Genomic DNA, 14,144 nt, shown 5'->3' with positions numbered 1-14,144 from the left:
AAGCGAACCGGATGGATTCACAAGCTCCGGGCTTTGGGGTGGGACGGATGCATAACCGAATGACGAATTCAGGGCAGAATGACAAGCGTGACGACGATTGACCCGCTTGATGCCCGAATCCTGCTGGCCCTCGACGATCACCCGAGCGCGACGATCTTGCAGTTGGCGAAGGTTCTCGGGGTGTCCCGCAACACCGTGCACGCACGTCTTCAGCGGATGGAGCGCGCCGGCCTGCTGCTCGGCTTCAGCCAGCGCGTGTCACCGGCGTCCATGGGCTACACCCTTGTCGCGTTCGTGTCGCTCGCGATCAGCCAGAGCGAGGGGGCCAGCGCGATGAGCCTGCTCGAGAACATTCCGGAGGTGATCGAGGTCCACGCGACCACCGGCGAGGCCGATCTGCTCGCCAAGGTCGTCGCGCGGGACACGGCGGATCTGCACCGCATCAACCAGACCATCCTCCGCATCGACGGGGTGGTCCGCTCAAGCACCGCCGTATCACTCTGGCAGGCGATGCCCAACCGGACCCGCGCCTTGCTCGAGTCGGTCGCGCGCTCCGGCTCCTGACCTCCGGACCCCCTGAGGGGGTCTCACGGCGGTGACATAAGTGCCGCCGCCGTGCCATCTCGCCTCGCTACATGGCTTTCGCCGCCTACGCGTCCGATGGGAGGCCTTCATGGCCTTGGAATGTGCCGGTCCGTCAGGTTGTCGACCGGTGCATGCGAAGGAGCGAGAAAGCGCAATGACGTCACCCAGCTCATGCCCTTGATCGAGGCCGTCAGCTTCGCGCTGCTGCTTCCTGCGGCAACCCGCGCTGACACCCAACACGACCCGGTGAGCCGACCGTGGCACAGCACCAGGGCGCCTCTCACGCCGGCGCGGCGCTGCCACCCGGAGGCCGGCGGAGCCGGTGCAGACAGACGACCGAGGCGACGACGGTCCGCCGTTCGGAGGCATCCAGGCGAGGGTCCATTTCGACAACGTACTGCTGCAACCCGATCCACGAGTCGATGGTTCTCACCGTGACCCGGCCGAGAATCTCCGCCGCCGGGCCCCCTTCCGGATCGGTCTCCGTGAGATCCCATTCGGCGTACAGGAGACCCGGCCGCGTGAGGAGGAGTTGGCGTCCCTGCTCCGTCTGGAGGCCCAGCTGCCGGGTCTTGATGAGTCCACGGGCACCAGCGGTGCCGACCTCCCGGTCCGCGGCGTCGGTGAAACGGAACTCCACCGGCCCGAACTGCTCGATACGGAGAATGAACTCGCCGGACGTCTCCGTGAGGACGGCGTACGTGTCGTCGGTGTACGTGACCCAGGCGAGTGGGGTCCCCTTCACTGTGGACACGGACATGGCGGGGCCCAGGTATCTGCGCCACCGTGAACGCTTCGGCTGCCCCACCACGACGGCTTCCAGCTCGAACAGACCGGGTTCCGTCATCGGTCTTCCTTCCCCCGCCACGGCTTCCCCTCGACCGAGTACGTCCACTGTGACCGAGAACCTGACCGATTCCCATCCCTCGGGCGGACATCGACACCACGCGATGTCGCCCGGGACGATGCCATTCTGTTAGGAGTTCCAGGTCGGAAAGGCGCGCCATCAGGGTGACGCGGTCAGCGCAGTGCGTGCGGCAGTAAGGAAGGCGCTGTGCGCGGCTTGGGCGTCAGGGGCTGCGGCGCCGGCATCAAGGGCGCGATGCAAGGCTTCAGCGGCGATCGTCACCGCGTCGGGGCCTTCGAGGCGAACCACGTTGAGCGCTTCCAGGGCTGCTGCCATCGCTGTGTTGTATTCCCGTCGGCGGGGCGTTGCGTCCGCCGTGCCCAGTGCGGTCTGCCAGGCATTCCGCAGATGGCGTGCAGTGTCGGCGCGGCCCAGAAAGGTGACGTAGGCAGCGCGTCGGACTTCGCGTTGTGCGGCGAGTGCCTGCGCGTTCAGGGTCTGGCCGGCCACGCTGAGTTGGGCGTCGGCCTGGAGCCTGCCCGCCTCCCAGGCGGCAGCTGCCTGCTGCCGGCCTGCCTCCCATGCGGCGTCTGCCTGACGCTGCCCGGCCGCCCAGGCCGCATCCGCCTGGCGGGCCGCGGCGTCCAACGCCCCCCGAACCTGGTGTTTGGCCGCCAGGAAGGTGAACCACCCGGTCACCAAACCGCCGCCGACCGCTGCTCCCGCAGCGATCAGTGCCGTCGCGGTTTCGCTGTCCACGTTGCCCCCCGTCACCGGACGTTCTGTTGTCCCTGTGCAGCGTCCCCAGCATGGGCCACTATGGTCGTCATGGGGGAGCAATCGCCACACTCCGGTGCCGATGGCGGCGTACGACTGGGACGGCCCATCGGACAGTGGGATCCGCACGATCTGGAGGTGCATCCCGCCGGCGCTGCTACGTCAACCAGCGCTGACGGGGCACGCGTTGCGGTGCGTCGTACGCTCCCCGGCTATGTGCCTCGCGAGCATGATCGTCTCCTGGCTGAAGCCGTGCACGACGCCGCCGAGGGACGCAGTCGGGCGGTGGTCCTGGTCGGCGCATCGTCGACCGGTAAGACGAGAGCTTGTTGGGAGGCCGTGCAGCCCCTCGCCGATCACGGTTGGCAGCTGTGGCACCCCTTCGATCCCACGCGGGCCCAAGCCGCGCTCGAAGGTCTGCACCGTGTAGGTGCCAAGACCGTGGTGTGGTTGAACGAAGCCCAGCACTACCTGGGGGATTCCCGGACAGGGGAGCATGTCGCAGCTCAGCTCCACGACCTGCTCACTCGCCCGGAACGGGGGCCGGTGCTGGTGCTGGGCACGTTGTGGCCCGAGTACGCCCACCAGTACTTCGAAGTGCCCAACCCCGGCGAACCCGACCCGCACAGCCGGACGAGGGAACTTCTGGCCGGCCGCACCATCACCGTGCCTGACACCTTCAGTGCCCAGGCTCTTGAAGCCGCGGCCGCTCTGGCAGAAGACGGCGACCAGCTCTTGGCCGACGCACTCACCCGCGCCCGCGATCACGGGCGCCTCGCCCAGGACCTGGCCGGAGCGCCAGAACTTCTGACCCGCTACCACACCGCAACCCCGCCCGCCCGGGGCATGCTCGAAGCGGCGATGGACGCTCGGCGCCTCGGTGTCGGACTTGCCCTGCCCCAGGCCTTCCTCACGGATGCCGCCACCGACTACCTGAGCGACCACGACTACGACCTGCTTGCCGAGGACTGGGCCGAGCAGGCGTACGCCGAACTCGCCCGCCCTGTCCACGGCAAGCAAGCAGCTCTACGCCGCGCCAACCCCCGCCCTCCACGCCGACCGCCCGGCAGCTCCGCCCCCAGCCCGGAATCCTGGCCGGTCACAGGGACCCTGTACCGGCTGGCGGACTACCTCGAACAGCACGGACGCGAAACCCGGCGCCTACTGTGCCCCCCTGCTTCCTTCTGGCAAGCAGCTCATACTCACCTCGCCCGCTCCGACGACCTCGCCAACCTGGCGGCTGCGGCTGACGCGCGCTACCGCATGCAATGGGCCCACCATCTGTGGCTCAAAGCCGCCAACACCGGTGACGCACGGGCCCTGCTCGCCCTGGCCAGGAGGCGAGAGACAGCCGGAGACACCGACGGCGCGGAAGCGGCATACCGGCAGGCAGCCGAGGCCGGCAGCTCACAGGCCCTTCTTCACCTGACCCTTCAGCGCGAGGAGACGGGAGAGCCGGGCGCTGCCGAAGCGTTCGCCCGGCAGGCTGCCGACGGCGGCGACACCCGCCCCCTGCTCCACCTGGCCAGGAAACGGTATGCCGCAGGGCACAGCGTCGCAGCGGATGCCGCTTATCGGCAGGCTGCCAAGTACGGTGACACCCGGGCTCTTCGCGACCTTGCCCGCATACGGGAAGCGGCCGACGATGGGGATAGCGCCGAATCACTCGCCCGGCAGGCTGCCGAGTTCGGTGACACCCGCGCTCTTCGTGACCTCGCCTGGATGCGGGAAGCGGGCGGGGACCGGATGAAGGCAGAAGCACTTGCACAGCTGGCCCTCGATGCCTCCGACTGCCAAGTTCTGCTCTTCCTGGCGCGCAGACGAGAAGAATCCGGAGACCTCAACGGTGCCGAAGCGGCGTACCGGCAGGCAGCCGCAGCCGGCGACACCGAGGCGTTGTGTGCCCTCACCCGGATACGAGAGAAGGCCGGAGACCGGGGCGAGGCTGATCGGCTGGCCCGCCAGGCGGCCGACGCCGGTGACACTCGGGCGTTGGTCTACCTCACCCGGAAGCGATCGGAGGCCGGCGACGAAGAGGGAGCTGAAGAGACCTGCCGCATCGCGGCTGCCGCGGGCGACAGCCACGCTCCGGCCTACCTGGCCCAGGTACGAGCGAAGAAAGGACGCCTGGCGGACGCCGAATCCCTTGCCGAACAGGCGGCAGATCTCGGCAACACCCAGGCGCTGCTGGATCTGGCGCGGCTGCGTGATGTCGCAGGGGATCTCGACGGTGCCGAGACCGCCTATCGGCGGGCCTTTGAGGCAGGAGAGTCCGACGCCTTGGTCTTCCTCGCCCAGATGTGGGGGAAGGCCCGCCGGTGGCCTGACGCCGAGGTCGTCGCCCGGCAGGCCGCAGACAGGGGTGACAACCGCGCGTTCGTCTCAGTCATCCAACTGCGTATGGAGGCTGGAGAAGACCAGGGGGCCGAACTCCTCGCCCAGCAGATCGGCGAGCCCTTCGCGCTACTCAACCTGGCGTGGATGCGGCAGGACGTCGGGGACATGGAAGGCGCTGAAAGGCTGGCCCGGTGCGCGGCGGAAACGGGCCATGCGGAGGCGCTGGCAACTCTGGCGTACATCCGGGAACGGCGAGGCGACAGGGAAGGGGCCGAGGCCTTCGCCGTACGCGCAGCCGAGGCCGGAGATCTCCGAGGCCTGCTGGATGTGACCCGAATGCGCGAGGCAGCCGGCGACAAGGAAGGCGCAGAACGCTTTGCTCGACTGGCCGCTGACGCGGGTGACCCCCGGGCTCTCTTCGCCCTGGCCACTTCACGGATGCAGAGCAGACCCTACGACGACTTTGACATCGCGTACCACAGAGTGCTCGACGAGGCAGGCCGCGAGCCCATCGTCCGACCCGGAGGGAAGGCGTTCATGGGCAAGGGGCCCTGGTGGTACGGACTTGAACCCGACGGGACGCTGTCGCCACCGTGGTGAGCCACCCCTATTGGTCGTCGCATCGCATACAAGGCAGCACCGCGGCGGTCACCTACGTCATCGTCCGGTATCCGGACCGGGCGTCCGCACATGATCAGGTCCAGACCGTGGAAATCCACTTCAGGGGCGCGCAGTCGGTGTGAGTCGTGGTTCCCTTGCAGACGGTCACGTACACGTTGGTGGTCCAACTCCACCCGTAGCTCGGGAAGCTGTAGTGCACCGGCGCTGTCCCCGCGCCGCACCGAGTGCCGGCCTTCGTGTAGACCGGCGGGCTCATGTCGTACACCACCGCGAACCAGGTGGAGTAGCACTCGCTGTCGGTGTTCGTCAGTTGACCGTCGAAGACTACGTCCCACCTGTCCGGCGACGATCCGTCCACGTATTGGTACCACCACGTGCCCGCCGTGGAGGCCGGGCCGTACGACGCCGACCACGGTTCGGCCGTGGCCGACGCGGTGGCCGTGCCCTGCGTGAGGAAGAGTGCCAGGCAGGCGAGGAGCCCGGCGATGACCGCGCCGTGGGGTGTACGTAAGCGTCGAGGGCGTCGGAAACGCAGCATGATGATCTCTCCTCCCGGATGCGGCCTCGGCGTACGAAGCCCGATTGCCGTGCCGTGCCGAGGCACAGCAACTCTAGAAGTGCCTTCGCCTGTTTGCACGTTGAGCAGTTGGACGGGTGCGAAGCGTGTCCACCGCAGGTCAGGATGCGGGGGCCCTGGTCGGTGATGGCGACGGTGTGCTCGATGTGGGCGGCCCTGCTGCCGTCGGTCGTGCGCAGGGTCCAGCCGTCGATATCGGTGCGGTAGGTGTTCTGCCCGCCGGCCATGAGCATGGGTTCGAGGGCTAGGACCAGGCCGTGGCGGAGGGGGAAACCACGGCCGGGGCGGCCGCGGTTGGGGACATGGGGGTCTTCGTGCATGCGGCGGCCGATGCCGTGGCCGCCGAAGTCGGCGGGCATGCCGCAGCCGGCCTTGCGGGCGACGGTGTCGATGGCGTGGGAGCTGTCACCGAGGCGACTTCCCACCTGGGCGGCTGCAATGCCGGCGTCGAGGGTTTGCCGGGTGGCGTGGGCCAGACCGATCTCACCCACAGGCCGGCCGTCCAGCCACATGTCTTCGATCTCGTGCCCCATGAAGCTGTGGCTCGGTACGCCGAGCGCACCGGCCCGTGAGTGGTGGCCGACGAAGACCGCGGCATCGTGCTCGGGACCGAGTCCTTCGAGCATGAGCATCTGCTTGGGCTTGCCGCGGATGAGGCGCGCCGCCGGGTGCAGTGACTCGGGCACGAGTTGCGCATCGGGCCGTGCGCGTCGTTGACGGTGATGTCGTCGGCACCCGCTGCGACGGCGCCGCGGATGGCGGCGTTGACGTCCTCGGCCATCATCAGCCGTCCACGCTCGTAGTCCCGGCCGCCGGGCTGGACATCGTCGGCATCCACCAGCCCAGTGACGCCTTCCATGTCCGCACTGATGTAGATCCGCATTGCGCAGTCTCCTCAACGCGGGTGGGCCTGTGTTCTAAGGTGGGCCGGTGAAGAAGGATCGACGCGTTCGTCGCCTCGTCACGGACGACGCCACCTGGTGTTGGACCGTACGGCAGCGAGTGAGACCTGCTTATGCCGACTGTCGCGTGACGCTCTCCTTGTTCACAGAGGGAACCTTGAGAGGTCCTGGGCGCCGATTGTCCCTGGTCTTCGCCCCAACCCCGACCGAAGTCATTTCCAACTGCTACTTCGAGTCGGGGACAGTGGTACGGCTTCAGGACCAGAGCCGGCTCAACCTCTACGAGCCGGGGACGGTCCGGCGCCTGCTGGATGCCGCAGCACCTGCCCTGGAGCTCCGGCCGGCTGAAACGAACTTCGAAGTGGACGGCTGGCTCTGCTTCGCTGAGGCCGTGGACCGTCGGAACGCCACCTTGTCGGACAATTGATTTTGTGATCGGTGGGTCACCGGCCTTCGCGGCACAGACCTTCACCCACCTGGTCCGGCCATGCCGTCATGACGCGTGGCTTGGGCCGAAGAGCGGGGGCACGCGGGCCTCGATGACGTGGGGGCCGGGCTCGTTGAGGGCCTTGGCCAGCTGGGCGGTGAACTCCTCGGCGGTGGTGGCACGGGCGGCGGGCACTCCCATTGCCTGGGCGAGTCCGGCGAAGTCCAGGTCCGGGCGGGACAGGTCCAGCAGGTCCCGGGCGGCCCGCCCGCGAGCCCGGCCGTCCCGGGTCGGTACCAGGCGGTCGTACTCCATCTCCAGGACGGAGTACGACTGGTTGGCGTAGACGACGATGGTGACGTCCAAGCCCTCGCGGGCCATCGTCCACAGCGCCTGGGGGGTGTACATGGCGCTGCCGTCGGCCTCCAGGCACACCACCGGCCGGTCGGGGCAGGCGATCGCGGCGCCCACGGCCAGCGGCAGGCCCTGGCCGATGGCACCGCCGGTGAGGGTCAGCCAGTCATGGTGCGGGGCACCGGCGGTGGCCGCGGGCAGCCACAGGCCGGACGTGTTGGCCTCGTCCACCACGATCGCCCCCTCCGGCAGCAGCGCTCCCACAGCGGTGGCGACCGACTCACCGGTCAGATCGCCCGCGGGTGGCTCCGGCCTGGCCCGGGCCGCCGTGGCCGCAGTCGCGTGCGGCAGCAGGTCCGCCAGGTGCGCAAGGGCCTGTACGGCGTCGTCGCCCGGGCCGGCCAGGGTATGGACGTGGCAGTCGCGAGGGACGAGGAGACCGGGTGTCTCCGGATAGGCGAAGAAGGACACCGGGGCGCGGGCGCCGACCAGCACCAGGTGCCGTAGGCCGTGGAGTTGGGCGCGAGCGCCCTCGGGCAGGTAGCCGAGGCGCTCGACGGTGGGCAGGCCCGCGCCGCGCTCCAGGCGTGCCGGAAAGGTCTCGCACAGCAGCCGGGCTCCGGTGGCGGCGACGCGGGCCGCCGCGCGCAGCGCCGGCGCGCGGGTGGCCGGGCCACCGAGCAGGATCGCGGTCGGTTCACCGGAGCGCAGTGCGGCGGCGACGGCGGTCACCGTGTCGTCCGGCACGGGTGCCGGCGGCTGCAACGGCAGCGGCGGGGCCGGGGAGGCCCCCGGCGACCAGGAGATGTCGGCGGGCAGGATCAGCGTGGCCACCTGGCCGGGGGGTGCCGTGGCGGCGGCCACGGCGGCAGCCGCGTGGAGACCGGCGGCCGGTGCGTCGCTGCAGCGGCGCACCCAGCCGGAGACGGTCCCGGCGAGCGCGTCGATGTCCGACTCGAGTGGGGCGTCCAGCGGTTTGTGGTGCGTGGCGTGGTCGCCGACGAGGTTGACCAGCGGGGTGGCCGCGCGCCGCGCGTTGTGAAGGTTGGCCAGGCCGTTGCCGAGGCCCGGTCCGAGATGCAGCAGGGTGGCGGCGGGTCGGCCGGTCATCCGGCCGTAGCCGTCGGCCGCCCCGGTCGCGACGCCTTCGAACAGGCAGGGCACGGCTCTGAGCGCCGGTTCCTCGTCCAGCGCGGCGACCAGGTGCATCTCGGATGTGCCCGGGTTGGCGAAGTACACCTCCACGCCGCACGCCCGCAGGGTCGCCACGACCGCTTCCGCACCGTTCACGTCTCGTCCCGTCCTCGCCTGGTGATGGTCATGCCCGTGGGGATTAGGAGCCGGCGGCTTCAGTCGAGGAGCACACCGGGATTGAGGATTCCGCCCGGGTCGAAAGCGTGCTTGATCCGGTGCATCAGCTCTACCCTGGCCGGGTCCTCCAACTCCAGGAAGTACGACTTCTTCGCCCTGCCGATCCCGTGCTCGCCGGAGACGGCGCCGCCTCGCTCCAGGCCCGCCCGGAACAGCCGCCGCAGCACCTCGTCGCGGCGGACGGGGTCCGGCTGGAAGACCGACAGATGCACGTTGCCGTCGCCGGCGTGGCCGCAGCCGGTGACCAGCGACCCGGTGTCCTCGGCGGCTGCCTGGGCGGCGGCCAGCAGCCCGTGCAACTCGCTGCGCGGCACGACCACGTCCACGATGTCGTCGGCACCGGCCGCCTTCGCCGTCCAGAAGGCTCGCTCACGGGCCTCGACCAGCCTCCTTGCCGTGGCCGCGGGCAGCACGAAGACGTCCACCGCGCCGTGTTCGAGCAATTGCTCGCCGACCGCCTCGACATCCTCCTGGAGCCGCGTCACGGAGCGGCTCTCCAGCACGACGAGCAGATAGCCGAGCGCGGTCAGGCGCACGGACGCGGGAACGCCCAGCCCGGTCTTCTGGTCATCCGCGATCGCCGCCATGGCCAGCAGGTCCACGTACTCCAGCGCGGCCGGCTCCAGGCCCCCGCCCGCCAGCGTCGGGACCGACCGGAAGACGTCCTCGGCCGAGGCGAACGCCGCCAGTACGGTCGTGGAGTGCCGGGCTCGTGGCCGCAGCCGGAGCGTCGCCTCCGTGACCAGGGCGAGCGTGCCCTCGGAACCGACCAGGAGCTGGGCCAGGTCGTAGCCGGTGGACGTCTTGACGTACTTGCCGCCGCCGCGCACGATCTCGCCGGACGCCAGGACGGCTTCGACGGCGAGCACATGGTGGCGGGTGACCCCGTGCCGTACGGCGTGCATCCCGCCGGCGTTGGTGGCGATGGTGCCGCCGATGCTGGCGGTGGGCGCGCCGAGCCGCACGGGATAGTGAAGGCCGGACTTGGCGGCCTCGTGGTCCAGTTGCTCCAGGGTGACGCCGGGCTGCACGACGGCCACGTGATTGACGGCGTCCACTTCCAGGATGCGGTTCATTCGCTCGAACGAGACCGTGATCCCGCCCGGCCGGGGCACGCATCCCCCCGACATGCCGGTTCCCGAGCCGCGGGCGGTCACCGGGATCCCGGCCTCGCCGGCGATCCTGAGCACGTCCGCCACCTCGGCGGCCGCGGCGGGCCGGACCAGGTACGCGGGCGTCTGCGGTACGGCGGTCAGTGACTCGTCACCGGCGTACTCAGGGGGGATCTTTGCCCCGGCCAGAACGTGCCGTGCCCCCACGGCGTCGGCCAGCAGCGCCTCGGTGTCCGCCATCGCACCCCCTCGTCGGCCCCCCGCTCCAGCCGATCCTGGCCGCGCACCCACCCCACCGGAGGGGGCCGTCCGGCCCTTACCCAGGGCCATATGGACCGGCATGCCTTCCGAGCCGGTCCTGACACGGCGGCGCAGCCCGCACGTCCCTTGCGTTCGGCCGTGCGCCGACCTGCACCGGCCCGGCAGGACATCCCGTCGGGCGGCTGCTTGCCGACGGCGGAGTGTGGCAGGATGCGGGCGACGGTGCGGAGGAACTCCGGTGCGGGCCCGATGGCCCAAGTCCGGGGCGGGCCCGCCACTGTGACCGGGGAGCCGCCTCCCGCAGATGGCCACTGGCAGCCGGTGCGAGCCGGCCGCTGGGAAGGCCGGGAGTCGGCGCCGGTGCCCGTGCTGTACAAGCCGGGCGCCGAGATCCGGGAGCCAGGATATTCCGGCCGTCCCGCAGCCAGGCACTACCCGCCCGGGCGCGGCCCGTTCACGGCGGCGTGGAGAACCGCCGACAGCGGAAGGAACTTCCTTCATGGTGCCCTCGTCCGGCTCCGATCCAACCCGTCGGCCTGTTGCCGACCCCGCCGTCGGCCTGTTGCTGGAGCGCACCCTGGCCGCCATCACTCCTGCGGACTCCGGCGCCCGCACCGCGGCCCGTGACCGCCAGAACCACCTGACCAAGCCGCCCGGCTCGCTGGGCCTGCTGGAGGACGTGTCGGTCCAACTCGCGGGCCTGGCGGGCAGCTGCCCGCCGCCGATGCCGGAGCCGGCCGCGGTGGCCGTCTTCGCCGCCGACCACGGTGTCCACGCCCAGGGCGTCAGCGTCTGGCCGCAGGAGGTGACGACTCAGATGGTCGCCAACTTCCTGGCCTCCGGCGCCGCAGTGAACGCCCTGGCCGCTCAGACCGGAGCCAGGGTGGTCGTGGTGGACGTGGGCGTCGCAACTCCGGTGCCGGCCTCGGACACGACCCCGGGCATGCTGCTGCGCCGCCGGGTCCGCGCGGGAACCGCGGACATGACCCGCGCTCCGGCCATGACCCGTCAGGAGGCCATCCACGCCATCGAGGTCGGTATCGCCGTGGCCGCGGAACTCGTCGACGACGGCTGCCGCTGCCTGCTCACCGGCGACATGGGCATCGCCAACACGACCGCGTCCGCGGCACTGATCGCTGCGTTCACCGGTGCGGACCCGGAAGACGTGACCGGTCACGGAGCGGGAATCGACGACACGGCTCGACGGCACAAGGTGGGGGTGGTGCGCAGGGCTCTGGAGCTGCACCGGCCGGACCCGCAGGACCCGGTCGGGGCGGTGGCGGCGGTCGGCGGCCTGGAACACGCGGCGATCGCCGGGTTCGTGCTGGGTGCCGCCGTGCACCGGGTCCCGGTGATCCTGGACGGCGTGATCGCCTCGTCGGCGGCTCTGGTCGCGGCCGCGCTGTCCCCTGATGCCCTGGCCGCCTGTGTGGCCGGACACCGCTCGGTCGAGCCCGGTCACACCATCGCCCTGCGGCACCTCGGCCTGCATCCGCTGGTCGACCTGGGGCTGCGGCTCGGTGAGGGCACCGGTGCCGTGTTGGCCCTGCCGCTCGTACAGGCGGGGGTGCGTGCCTTGCGCGACATGGCCACATTCGACTCCGCGGAGGTCTCGAACAAGCACAGCTGAATCAGCCTGCGGGACTCGGGCGCCGCCTGGGTCCCGTCGGGCCGCCTGTTCTGCCGGGTGGTGCGGTCAGCCGATCAGCTGACCACACCACCCGGCTGCGTGTGGCCGACCGCGTCACCCCAGTCACGCACCACGCACGGTGGCGGGTCCCACACTGGGGCGAATTGCACCGGACCTGGGGGTGGAGGGCGCGAAGTATGGTTACGGTATCGTAGGTTACGGAACCGTAAGTACGTGTTCCGGACCCGGCTACCATCCTTGCGAGGACCCATGAGCACACCCCGGACGAGGGCCGACCTCCCCTGGCTGATCCAAGGTGGAATGGGGGTGGGGGTGTCCGGCTGGCGCCTGGCTCGTGCCGTCGCGCGTACCGGGCAGTTGGGTGTCGTCTCCGGTACCGCCCTGGACACCCTGCTCATCCGGGTGCTGCAGAGCGGTGACCCGGGCGGCCACCTGAGGCGGGCGCTGGCCGCCTTCCCCGTACCGGAGCTTGCCGATTCCATTCGGGAGCGCTACTTCGTCGAGGGCGGGATCGGCGCCGGCGAGCGGTTCGCGGCCACACCCCGGCTGACGGCTGACGAAGCGTGCCCGGCCCGGTCACTGACTGTCGTGGCCAACTTCTGCGAGGTGTGGCTCGCCCGGGAAGGCCACGAAGGGCCGGTCGGCGTCAACTACCTGGAGAAGGTCCAACTCGCCACGGTCCCCGCCATGTTCGGCGCGATCCTGGCCGGCGTGGACTATGTGCTGGTCGGTGCGGGCATTCCCGCACAGATCCCGGGCATCGCGACCCGGCTCGCCCAACTGCAGCCCGTCACCGCGCGATTGGACGTCGACGGTGACGACAAGCCCGTGGAACTGCGCTTCGACCCGGCCGCAGTGCTGTGCGGAGCACAGCCGGGGCCCCTGCGCCGTCCCGACGTCCTGGCCATCGTCTCGCTGCCGGCCCTGGCGTCGTATCTGAACCGTTCCCCGGAGACCACCCCGGACGGCTTCGTCGTCGAAGGTCACCGCGCCGGCGGGCACAGCGCGCCGCCGCGCGGGCCGATGCGCCTGGACGAGCAGGGCGATCCCCTCTACGGCCCCCGGGACACCCCTGATTTCGCGAAGATGGCCGCCCTCGGCCTGCCCTTCTGGATCGCGGGCGGCCAGTGCGGACCGGACCAGCTTCGCCAGGCGAGGGAAGCGGGCGCGGCCGGCGTCCAACTCGGCAGTGTCTTCGCGCTCTGCGAAGAGTCCGGCCTTGATCCGCAGTTGCGGCGGGAGCTGGTCGAGCGCGAGCTTCGCTCCGCACTGACCGTGCGCAACGATCCTGCGGCCTCTCCGACCACTTTTCCGTTCAAGGTCGCCGACCTGCCGGGCACGTTGGCCGACCCCCGCGTGAGCTCGGCGCGCCCCCGCGTCTGCGACCTCGGCTATCTGCGCACCCCCTACCGCACCGAGCACGGCGCCATCGGCTATCGCTGCCCGGCGGAGCCCGGCGCGATGTACGTCCGCAAGGGCGGTGCCGCCGAGCAGACCGAAGGACGGCAGTGCCTGTGCAACGGGCTGCTGGCCGCCGTCGGGCTCGGGCAGCGCCGTCCGCACGGCATGGTGGAGCCCCCCATCGTCACCATCGGCCAGGACCTCGGCTTCCTGCCGCAGATCGCCCCCCAAGGACAGCCGTACAGCGCGGAGTCGGTGGTGCGATGGCTGTCCGCGGGCCTGGCGGAGGTATCCGTGTGAGCGGCCGAACAGGGTGGCCTGACAGCAGGCCAGGGCGCTGCCGCACCTGACGCCGTGCGTCGGCGGACAGGCTCGTCCTTGACCATGTGCCGGTCGACGATGGCGAGTTGGAGCTGGGTGCGGCTCGTCTGCGGTGAGATCGTCGGTCAGGGCTGGAGTTTGTCGTTGTGCTGGTCGGGTGGGGGACGGAGGCGTTCGCGTGCCTTCTGGGTGTGTAGGCGGCAGGGTTCTCCAGGCAGCGGCAGGCGTTGTGCGACTTCTCAAGACGGCCGCCCAAGACGACTCTGCCCCGGCCCAACCCACCACCCCTGTTCCGGCCTCAGCTTGAGCGCGTACCGGTGGTGTGTGCATACGCGGCGCGGAGCGAGGCCGGTACGTGGCCGCTGCGGCCCCAGCTCAGGGAGTAGCCGTGCTCAGCGGCCCAGGTGCGGATGATGTCGACATCGGGGTCCGGGCCCAGGCTGAGCGGGCCGCGGACCGTGTAGGCGGGCAGCGGTGCGCGCAGCACGCTGCTTTTGGGCAGGCACAGGCCGAAGTGGTGCCCGAGCACGGTGAGCGTGAGACGGTTGCCGCCCATGGCCGAGCCCACCACGCCGCCCGCCCAGACCGGCATCGATGGTC

The 14,144-nt window shown here is 70.5% G+C and carries 11 protein-coding genes, 1 pseudogene and 1 riboswitch; of the genes and pseudogenes, 5 read left to right on the top strand and 7 right to left on the bottom strand.

Translation table 11 applies throughout. From position 1 onward, the window contains the following. Positions 1 to 78: 78 nt before the first annotated feature. A complete protein-coding gene (locus ACFY1J_RS20515; RefSeq protein ID WP_390707794.1) occupies positions 79 to 564 on the top strand; it encodes an Lrp/AsnC family transcriptional regulator in 486 nt (161 codons plus the stop codon). Positions 565 to 865: 301 nt separating this feature from the next. Here the strand turns inward: ACFY1J_RS20515 and ACFY1J_RS20510 are convergent, their stop codons facing one another. Beyond that, entirely contained in the window at positions 866 to 1,432 is a 567-nt protein-coding gene (locus ACFY1J_RS20510) for a hypothetical protein (RefSeq protein ID WP_390707793.1), read from the bottom strand. Between the two features lie 159 nt (positions 1,433 to 1,591). Further along, the gene (locus ACFY1J_RS20505; protein WP_390707792.1) at positions 1,592 to 2,191 is read right to left on the bottom strand and encodes a hypothetical protein; all 600 of its coding nucleotides are present in this window, start codon (positions 2,189 to 2,191) and stop codon (positions 1,592 to 1,594) included. Positions 2,192 to 2,260: 69 nt separating this feature from the next. Between ACFY1J_RS20505 and ACFY1J_RS20500 the strand changes: the two genes are divergently transcribed. Then, positions 2,261 to 5,146, top strand: a complete 2,886-nt coding sequence (locus ACFY1J_RS20500; protein WP_390731622.1) for a hypothetical protein — start codon at positions 2,261 to 2,263, stop codon at positions 5,144 to 5,146. Positions 5,147 to 5,240: 94 nt separating this feature from the next. Here ACFY1J_RS20500 and ACFY1J_RS20495 read toward each other — a convergent pair whose 3' ends face one another. Together ACFY1J_RS20495 and ACFY1J_RS20490 are read right to left on the bottom strand one after the other, a co-directional pair. After that, on the bottom strand, positions 5,241 to 5,705 hold the full coding sequence (locus tag ACFY1J_RS20495; protein ID WP_390708111.1) for a hypothetical protein: 465 nt from the start codon (positions 5,703 to 5,705) through the stop codon (positions 5,241 to 5,243). Positions 5,706 to 5,842: 137 nt separating this feature from the next. Beyond that, positions 5,843 to 6,627: pseudogene (locus ACFY1J_RS20490) on the bottom strand (M55 family metallopeptidase); the annotation flags it as partial. A gap of 197 nt (positions 6,628 to 6,824) precedes the next feature. On the opposite strand from ACFY1J_RS20490, the gene ACFY1J_RS20485 reads away from it, so the two are divergent. Then, the gene (locus tag ACFY1J_RS20485; RefSeq protein WP_390707790.1) at positions 6,825 to 7,073 is read left to right on the top strand and encodes a hypothetical protein; all 249 of its coding nucleotides are present in this window, start codon (positions 6,825 to 6,827) and stop codon (positions 7,071 to 7,073) included. A 66-nt stretch (positions 7,074 to 7,139) separates the two neighbouring features. On the opposite strand, the gene ACFY1J_RS20480 is transcribed toward ACFY1J_RS20485, so the two are convergent. After that, positions 7,140 to 8,717, bottom strand: a complete 1,578-nt coding sequence (locus tag ACFY1J_RS20480; RefSeq protein ID WP_390731621.1) for an acetolactate synthase large subunit — start codon at positions 8,715 to 8,717, stop codon at positions 7,140 to 7,142. Between the two features lie 59 nt (positions 8,718 to 8,776). Next, the gene (locus tag ACFY1J_RS20475; protein ID WP_390707788.1) at positions 8,777 to 10,150 is read right to left on the bottom strand and encodes an FAD-binding oxidoreductase; all 1,374 of its coding nucleotides are present in this window, start codon (positions 10,148 to 10,150) and stop codon (positions 8,777 to 8,779) included. Positions 10,151 to 10,398: 248 nt separating this feature from the next. Then, positions 10,399 to 10,581: riboswitch (cobalamin riboswitch) on the top strand. An 89-nt stretch (positions 10,582 to 10,670) separates the two neighbouring features. Here ACFY1J_RS20475 and cobT point away from each other — a divergent pair. Continuing rightward, positions 10,671 to 11,801, top strand: a complete 1,131-nt coding sequence (cobT, locus tag ACFY1J_RS20470) for a nicotinate-nucleotide--dimethylbenzimidazole phosphoribosyltransferase (protein ID WP_390731620.1) — start codon at positions 10,671 to 10,673, stop codon at positions 11,799 to 11,801. Between the two features lie 270 nt (positions 11,802 to 12,071). Further along, positions 12,072 to 13,523, top strand: a complete 1,452-nt coding sequence (locus tag ACFY1J_RS20465) for a nitronate monooxygenase (protein ID WP_390731619.1) — start codon at positions 12,072 to 12,074, stop codon at positions 13,521 to 13,523. Between the two features lie 319 nt (positions 13,524 to 13,842). Here the strand turns inward: ACFY1J_RS20465 and ACFY1J_RS20460 are convergent, their stop codons facing one another. After that, positions 13,843 to 14,136, bottom strand: a complete 294-nt coding sequence (locus ACFY1J_RS20460) for a hypothetical protein (protein ID WP_390731618.1) — start codon at positions 14,134 to 14,136, stop codon at positions 13,843 to 13,845. Positions 14,137 to 14,144: the final 8 nt, after the last annotated feature.

Source organism: Streptomyces sp. NPDC001406 (genome assembly GCF_042895285.1).
GTDB lineage: Bacteria > Actinomycetota > Actinomycetes > Streptomycetales > Streptomycetaceae > Streptomyces.
Note: the sequence above shows the minus strand (reverse complement) of the source record. Positions and strands in the feature narration are given on the sequence as shown.

Coding starts and splice junctions, on each gene's coding strand:
- ACFY1J_RS20515 (WP_390707794.1), top strand. CDS start 79: ATGACAAGCGTGACGACGATTGACCCGCTTGATGCCCGAATCCTGCTG.
- ACFY1J_RS20510 (WP_390707793.1), bottom strand. CDS start 1,432: ATGACGGAACCCGGTCTGTTCGAGCTGGAAGCCGTCGTGGTGGGGCAG.
- ACFY1J_RS20500 (WP_390731622.1), top strand. CDS start 2,261: ATGGGGGAGCAATCGCCACACTCCGGTGCCGATGGCGGCGTACGACTG.
- ACFY1J_RS20495 (WP_390708111.1), bottom strand. CDS start 5,705: ATGCTGCGTTTCCGACGCCCTCGACGCTTACGTACACCCCACGGCGCG.
- ACFY1J_RS20475 (WP_390707788.1), bottom strand. CDS start 10,150: ATGGCGGACACCGAGGCGCTGCTGGCCGACGCCGTGGGGGCACGGCAC.
- cobT (WP_390731620.1), top strand. CDS start 10,671: ATGGTGCCCTCGTCCGGCTCCGATCCAACCCGTCGGCCTGTTGCCGAC.
- ACFY1J_RS20465 (WP_390731619.1), top strand. CDS start 12,072: ATGAGCACACCCCGGACGAGGGCCGACCTCCCCTGGCTGATCCAAGGT.
- ACFY1J_RS20460 (WP_390731618.1), bottom strand. CDS start 14,136: ATGCCGGTCTGGGCGGGCGGCGTGGTGGGCTCGGCCATGGGCGGCAAC.